3 protein-coding genes are annotated in these 7,562 nt (G+C 63.8%); 2 read left to right on the forward strand and 1 reads right to left on the reverse strand.

Annotated elements, in window-relative coordinates; translation table 11 throughout:
* Positions 1-2,355, forward strand: a 2,355-nt coding sequence (rpoB, locus tag Q0K09_RS09915; protein WP_294475822.1) for a DNA-directed RNA polymerase subunit beta, incomplete at its 5' end; no start/stop codon positions are given.
* Positions 2,356-2,379: 24 nt separating this feature from the next.
* On the forward strand, positions 2,380-6,180 hold the full coding sequence (gene rpoC, locus Q0K09_RS09920) for a DNA-directed RNA polymerase subunit beta' (RefSeq protein WP_294475824.1): 3,801 nt from the start codon (positions 2,380-2,382) through the stop codon (positions 6,178-6,180).
* A 109-nt stretch (positions 6,181-6,289) separates the two neighbouring features.
* Here rpoC and metA read toward each other — a convergent pair whose 3' ends face one another.
* On the reverse strand, positions 6,290-7,210 hold the full coding sequence (gene metA / locus Q0K09_RS09925) for a homoserine O-succinyltransferase (protein WP_294475826.1): 921 nt from the start codon (positions 7,208-7,210) through the stop codon (positions 6,290-6,292).
* Positions 7,211-7,562 lie beyond the last annotated feature (352 nt).

Raw genomic sequence — 7,562 nt, forward strand, 5'->3', positions numbered from 1 at the left:
ACCATCCAGGATCTGGACATCGTCACCCCCCAGAGCCTCATCAACATCCGCCCCGTCACCGCCGCCATCAAGGAGTTTTTCGGCTCCTCCCCTCTGAGCCAGTTCATGGATCAGACCAACCCTCTGGCCGAGCTGACCCACAAGCGCCGCATGTCCGCCCTGGGCCCCGGCGGCCTGAGCCGGGACCGGGCCTCCTTCGACGTCCGGGACATCCACTACTCCCACTACGGCCGCCTGTGCCCCATTGAGACCCCCGAAGGCCCCAACATCGGCCTCATCTCCTACCTGGCCTCCTACGCCCGCATCAACCGCTACGGCTTCATCGAGGCCCCCTACCGGAAGGTTGACAAGGCCACCGGCAAGGTCACCGGCACCATTGACTATATGACCGCCGACGTGGAGGACGAGTACATCATCGCCCAGGCCACCGAGCCCACCGATGAAAATGGCGTCCTCCTCAACCCCCGCATCACCTGCCGCCACCGCAACGAGGTCATCGAGGTGGACCGGGAGCAGGTGGACTATATCGACGTCTCTCCCAAGATGATGGTTTCCATCGCCACCGCCATGATCCCCTTCCTGGAGAACGACGACGCCAACCGGGCCCTGATGGGCGCCAACATGCAGCGCCAGGCCGTGCCCCTTTTGACCACCGAGGCCCCCATTGTGGCCACCGGCCAGGAGCACAAGAACTGCATCGACTCCGAGATCGTCATCCTGGCCGAGGAGTCCGGCGTGGTCACCAAGGTCTCCGCCCAGTCTATCACCCTGCGCTACGACGGCGGCCGGGTGGTGGACTACAAGCTCACCAAGTTCATGCGCTCCAACCACGGCACCTGCATCAACCAGCGGCCCATCGTCTCGGTGGGCCAGCGGGTGGAGCAGGGGGAGGTCCTGGTAGACGGCCCCTCCACCTCCAACGGCGAGATTGCTCTGGGTAAGAACATCCTCATGGGCTTTATGACCTGGGAGGGCTACAACTACGAGGACGCCATACTCCTCAACGAGCGCATGGTGAAGGAGGACGTGTTTACCTCCATCCACATCGAGGAGTACGAGACCGAGAGCCGGGACACCAAGCTGGGCCCCGAGGAGATCACCCGGGACATCCCCAACGTGGGCGAGGACGCCTTGAAGGACCTGGACGAGCGGGGCATCATCCGGGTGGGCGCCGAGGTCCGGGCCGGCGACATCCTGGTGGGCAAGGTCACCCCCAAGGGCGAGACCGACCTCACCGCCGAGGAGCGGCTTCTCCGGGCCATCTTTGGCGAGAAGGCCCGGGAGGTCCGGGACACCTCCCTGAAGGTGCCCCACGGCGAGAGCGGCATCATTGTGGATGTGAAGGTCTTCACCCGGGAGGCGGGGGATGAGCTCTCCCCCGGCGTCAACGAGGTGGTCCGGGTCTACATCGCCCAGAAGCGGAAAATCTCCGTGGGCGACAAGATGGCCGGCCGCCACGGCAACAAGGGCGTGGTCTCCCGCATTCTGCCCCAGGAGGATATGCCCTTCCTGCCCGACGGCACCCCCCTGGATATCGTGCTCAATCCCCTGGGCGTGCCCTCCCGTATGAACATCGGGCAGGTGCTGGAGGTCCACCTGGGCTACGCCGCCCAGGCCCTGGGCTGGAAGGTGGCCACCCCCATCTTCAACGGCGCCGACGAGCCAGAGATCGCCGCCACCCTGGAGGCCGCCGGTCTGGCCAAGGACGGCAAGAGCTGGCTCTACGACGGCCGCACCGGCGAGCGCTTTGACAACCGGGTCACCGTGGGCTACGTCTACTTCCTCAAGCTCCACCATCTGGTGGACGACAAGATTCACGCCCGGTCCACCGGCCCCTATTCCCTGGTCACCCAGCAGCCCCTGGGCGGCAAGGCCCAGTTCGGCGGCCAGCGCTTCGGCGAGATGGAGGTCTGGGCTCTGGAGGCCTACGGCGCCGCCTACACCCTCCAGGAGATTCTCACCGTCAAGTCCGACGACGTCACCGGCCGCGTGCGCACCTACGAGGCCATTGTCAAGGGCCACAACGTGCCCAAGCCCGGGGTGCCCGAGTCCTTCAAGGTCCTGGTCAAGGAGCTCCAGGCCCTGTGTCTGGACGTCCAGGTCCTGGACCGGGAGGGCAACCAGATCGAGCTCAAGGAGGACGACGACGACGTCTATCAGCCCGACCGCATCCGGGATGACGACGACTTCTACGGCTACAACTCCGGAGGGGAGTCCGACTTCACCGAGGCGGGCTTCACCCTCAAGGAGGGCAGCGACGACGACGACCTGACGGCCTCCGACAGCGCCGGAGATGAGGACGACGGCTACAGCGGGGATGACAGCTATGACGCGGACCCCGATGAGATGGATTAAAAGAGGGAGGACGGTTTTAGGAATATGAGTTACGCTGAATTTGACGCCATCCGCATTGGCATCGCCTCCCCGGAGCAGATTCTGGAGTGGTCCTACGGCGAGGTGCTCAAGCCGGAGACCATCAACTACCGCACCCTGAAGCCAGAGCGGGACGGCCTGTTCTGCGAGCGAATTTTTGGGCCCACCAAGGACTGGGAGTGCCACTGCGGCAAGTATAAGAAGATTCGCTACAAGGGCAAAATCTGCGACCGCTGCGGCGTGGAGGTCACCCGGGCCAAGGTCCGCCGGGAGCGCATGGGCCACATCCAGCTGGCCGCCCCGGTGAGCCACATCTGGTATTTTAAGGGCATTCCCTCCCGGATGGGCCTGCTGCTGGACATCAGCCCCCGCATTCTGGAAAAGGTGCTCTACTTCGCCGCCTATATCGTCACCGACCCCGGCTTCTCCCCCCTGGCCAAGAACCAGATCCTCACGGAGAAGGAATACCGGGACATGCGGGAGAAGTACGAGGATGACTTCCAGGCCGCCATGGGGGCCGAGGCCGTGAAGAAGCTGCTCCAGGACATCGACCTGGAGGAGCTCTCCAGCCAGCTCCGGGCCGAGCTCAAGGACGCCTCCGGCCAGAAGAAGGCCCGCATTGTCAAGCGCCTGGAGGTGGTGGACGCCTTCCGCCTCTCCGGCAACAAGCCAGAGTGGATGATTATCGACGTGCTGCCGGTGATTCCCCCGGAAATCCGGCCCATGGTCCAGCTGGACGGCGGCCGCTTCGCCACCAGCGACCTAAACGACCTCTACCGGCGGGTCATCAACCGCAACAACCGCCTCAAGCGCCTCATCCAGCTCAACGCCCCGGACATCATCGTCCGCAATGAGAAGCGGATGCTCCAGGAGGCGGTGGACGCCCTCATCGACAACGGGAGACGCGGCCGGGCCGTCACCGGCGCCAACAACCGTGCCCTCAAGTCCCTCAGCGACATGCTCAAGGGCAAGCAGGGCCGCTTCCGCCAGAACCTGCTGGGCAAGCGGGTGGACTACTCCGGCCGGTCCGTCATCGTGGTGGGCCCCGAGATGAAGATCTACCAGTGCGGCCTGCCCAAGGAGATGGCCATTGAGCTCTTCCGGCCCTTTGTCATGAAAAAGCTGGTGGAGGACGGCCTGGCCAACAACATCAAGTCCGCCAAGAAGATGGTGGACAAGGGCCGCCCCGAGGTCTGGGACGCCCTGGATTTTGTCATCAAGGAGCACCCGGTGATGCTCAACCGGGCCCCCACCCTCCACCGTCTGGGCATCCAGGCCTTCGAGCCGGTGCTGGTGGAGGGCCGGGCCATTAAGCTCCACCCCCTGGTGTGCACCGCCTTCAACGCCGACTTTGACGGCGACCAGATGGCCGTCCATGTGCCCCTGTCCACCGAGGCTCAGGCCGAGGCCCGCATCCTGATGCTCTCGGCCAATAACCTCCTGCGGCCCCAGGACGGCGGCCCTGTCACCGTCCCCACCCAGGACATGGTGCTGGGCTCCTACTACCTCACCTACGAGCGGTATGAGGCGCACAGCTTCGCCTACGACGACATCGAGGCGGTGAAGGCCGACCTGGAGGCCGGTCTCATCCAGCCCGACGACAAGGTCTGGGTGAAGCGCCCCGGCAGTCTGGACGACATCCCCACCTACGCCGGCATCTGCCAGGACACCCCCGACGGCGAGCTGCCCCGGGAGGTCTACCGGGTCTACTCCGACGACGGGGAGGCCCGCCTGGCCTACGACGAGGGGGAGCTGGACCTCCATGTGCCCATTCTGGTCCGCCGCAGCCGGGAGGTGGACGGCGAGGTCCGCCACAAGCTGGTCCGCACCACTGTGGGCCGCCTGATCTTCAACGAGGGCATCCCCCAGGACCTGGGCTTTGTGGACCGGGAGGACCCGGAGGAGATGTTCGAGCCAGAGATCAACTTCATCACCGGCAAGAAGCAGCTGGGCAGGATCATCGACAAGTGCATCACCAAGCACGGCTTCACTGTGTCCGCCGGGGTGCTGGACGTCATCAAGGCCAAGGGCTACAGATTCTCCACCAAGGGGGCCCTGACCGTCTCCATCAGCGACATGACGGTGCCTCCCCAGAAGCCCGCCCTCATCGCCGCCACCGAGAAGGAGATCGTCAAGATCGACCGGCAGTACAAGCGGGGCTTCCTCACCAACGACGAGCGCTACCGCCTGGTGGTTCAGGCATGGGAGAAGACCACCAAGGACGTCACCGACGCCCTGATGGGGGTGCTGGACCGCTACAACCCCATCTGGATGATGGCCGATTCCGGCGCCCGCGGTTCCACCGCCCAGATCCGCCAGCTGGCCGCCATGCGCGGTCTGATGGCCGACACCTCCGGCCGCACCATCGAGATCCCCATCAAGTCCAACTTCCGCGAGGGCCTGAGCGTTCTGGAGTACTTCATCTCCTCCCGGGGCGCCCGGAAGGGCATGGCCGACACCGCCCTGCGGACCGCCGACTCCGGCTACCTCACCCGCCGGCTGGTGGACGTCTCCCAGGAGGTCATCATCCGGGAGGAGGACTGCGGAACCCACGACGGCATCCTGGTCAGCGAGATCGTGGAGAATGGCCAGGTCATTGAGACCTTCGGCGAACGCCTCAAGGGCCGCTACCCCGTGGAGGATATCTGCGATCCCCAGACCGGGGAGGTCCTCATCGACCACCACACCATGATGACCGCCGACGACGCCCAGCTTCTGGAGGACCACGGCATCCATGAGGTGATGATCCGATCCGTCCTCACCTGCGAGGCCCGCAGCGGCGTGTGCTCCCGGTGCTACGGCATCAACCTGGCCATCGGCGAGCCGGTGGGCGAGGGCGAGGCCGTGGGCATCATCGCCGCCCAGTCCATTGGCGAGCCGGGCACCCAGCTCACTATGCGGACCTTCCACACCGGCGGCGTGGCCGGCGGCGACATCACCCAGGGTCTTCCCCGCGTGGAGGAGCTCTTTGAGGCCCGCCGGCCCAAGAAAATGGCCCAGCTGGCCGAGATCAGCGGCCGGGTCACCATGGAGGACGCCAAGAAGGGCGGCATGGTCAACGTCACCATCACCGCCGACGACGGCGAGGTGGTCACCTATGTCCTGGCCCACAACGCGGGCATCCGGGTCAAGGAGGGCGACAGCGTGGAGAAGGGCGCCATGCTCACCGACGGCGCCCTGTACCCCGCCGACGTGCTCCGCATCCGGGGTACCCACGCTGTCTACAACTACCTCATCCAGGAGGTCCAGAAGCCCTACCGTCAGCAGGGCGTGGACATCAACGACAAGCACATCGAGGTCATCGCCCGCCAGATGATGCGCAAGGTCCGGGTGGAGGACGCCGGGGACTCCAGCCTCCTCAGCGGCTCCACCATCGACCTGGTGGAGTTCCGGGACGCCCGGCAGGCGGTCCAGGCGCGTATCGACGCCGGCGAGGCGGGGGAGGACGGTCAGGAGCTCCGGCTCCCGGTGGCCGCCCACACCATCATGGGCATCACCAAGGCCAGCCTGGCCACCGAGTCCTTCCTGTCTGCCGCCTCCTTCCAGGAGACCACCAAGGTCCTCACCGAGGCTGCCATCAAGGGCAAGGTGGACCATCTGCTGGGCCTGAAGGAGAACGTCATCATCGGCAAGCTCATCCCCGCCGGCTCCGGCCTGGCCCGGTACCGTCAGTTCGACTGGGATACCATGAGCCCCGACGATCCCCCCGCCGCGCCCCCCCAGGCCCCCGACACCGGCGTGGAGCCCGCCATGGCTGCGGTGGGCGGGGAGCCCGAGCCGGAGGACGTGACCATCACGGACGAATAACTCGGAAATGGGCCTGCCGCAGGACAGTCTTTTGTAAAGATAACGCCGCAAAAAAGTTGCAGAGAATCGCAATAACAGCGATTCTCTGCAACTTATTTTTTGTATAGTTTTATCTCGAAATACTCCGCAGGTCATAGGGGGTGGTCTGGTAGACATAATAATTCAGCCAGTTGGTGTAGAGGAGCTGGCCCGCGCTGCGCCAGCGCACAATGGGGGGACGGGAGGGGTCATTGTCCGGGAAATAGTGGTAGGGAATGTGGATGTCCAGCCCCTTCTCCCGGTCCCGGAAGTACTCCCTGGCCAGGGTGTCTGGGTCGTATTCCGGGTGGCCCATGACGAAGAATTGGTGGGAGTCCACGCTCTTCACCGCATAGACCCCGGCGTCTCCGGAGACCGAGAGGAGCTCCAGCTCCGGGATGGTGCGGATGTCGCTCTCATACACCTCGGTGTACCGGGAGTGGGGGGCCTGGAATACGTCGTCAAAGCCCCGGAAGAGGGGGGAGCTGGGCTTGAGGACCCGGTGGTCAAAGACGCCGAAGAGCTTGGCGGGCAGGGTGTGCTTCTCTACGCCGTAGTGATAGTAGAGGCCGGCCTGGGCGCCCCAGCAGATGTGGAGGGTGGAGTGGACATGGGTTTTGGTCCAGGCCATGATCTCGCAGAGCTCCTCCCAGTAGTCCACCTGGGTAAAGTCCAGATTCTCCACCGGGGCGCCGGTGATAATCATGCCGTCGAAGTTCTGGCCCCTGACCTGGTCAAAGGTGGTGTAGAAGGACTCCAGATGGTCCTCATCCGTGTGCTGAGACTGGTAGCTGGAGGTGCGCAGGAGTTCCACCTGTACCTGGAGGGGGGTGTTGGAGAGCTTTCGCAGGATTTGGGTCTCCGTGACGATTTTTGTGGGCATCAGGTTGAGAATCAGTACATTCAAAGGGCGGATGTCCTGGTGCATGGCCCTGTATTCCGTCATGACAAAGATGTTTTCACTCTCTAAGGTGGCGCGGGCCGGAAGGGAATCGGGAATCTTGATGGGCATAGTGTGTTTGACCTCCCCCGTCAGCATGTCAGATTGTATTCTTCTATAGAGTAACACGAATTTCTATGGGGTGCAAGTGCCGCATCTGCGGACATCTGTGCGCCCGGAAAAGAACCTCGAAAAAAGTTGAAAAAGGGAGTTGACAAGCTGGGGAGGATTTGGTATAGTAACTGAGCGCTTCAGGAAAGCACTGGAGCAGAAGGGGAATCGGCCGGGCGGCCGGGAGGCTTCTGAAAAAAGTACTTGACAAGGGCGAAGACATGTGGTAGCATAAACGAGTTCGCGTCAGCCGGAAGGCGGTGCTTCTCCGAAGAAGTTTAGAGAAAGCACTTGACAAGGGCTTAAAGATGTG

The sequence above is a fragment of the uncultured Intestinimonas sp. genome (assembly GCF_944387725.1).
Lineage (GTDB): Bacteria > Bacillota > Clostridia > Oscillospirales > Oscillospiraceae > Intestinimonas.

Coding starts and splice junctions, on each gene's coding strand:
- rpoC (WP_294475824.1), top strand. CDS start 2,380: ATGAGTTACGCTGAATTTGACGCCATCCGCATTGGCATCGCCTCCCCG.
- metA (WP_294475826.1), bottom strand. CDS start 7,210: ATGCCCATCAAGATTCCCGATTCCCTTCCGGCCCGCGCCACCTTAGAG.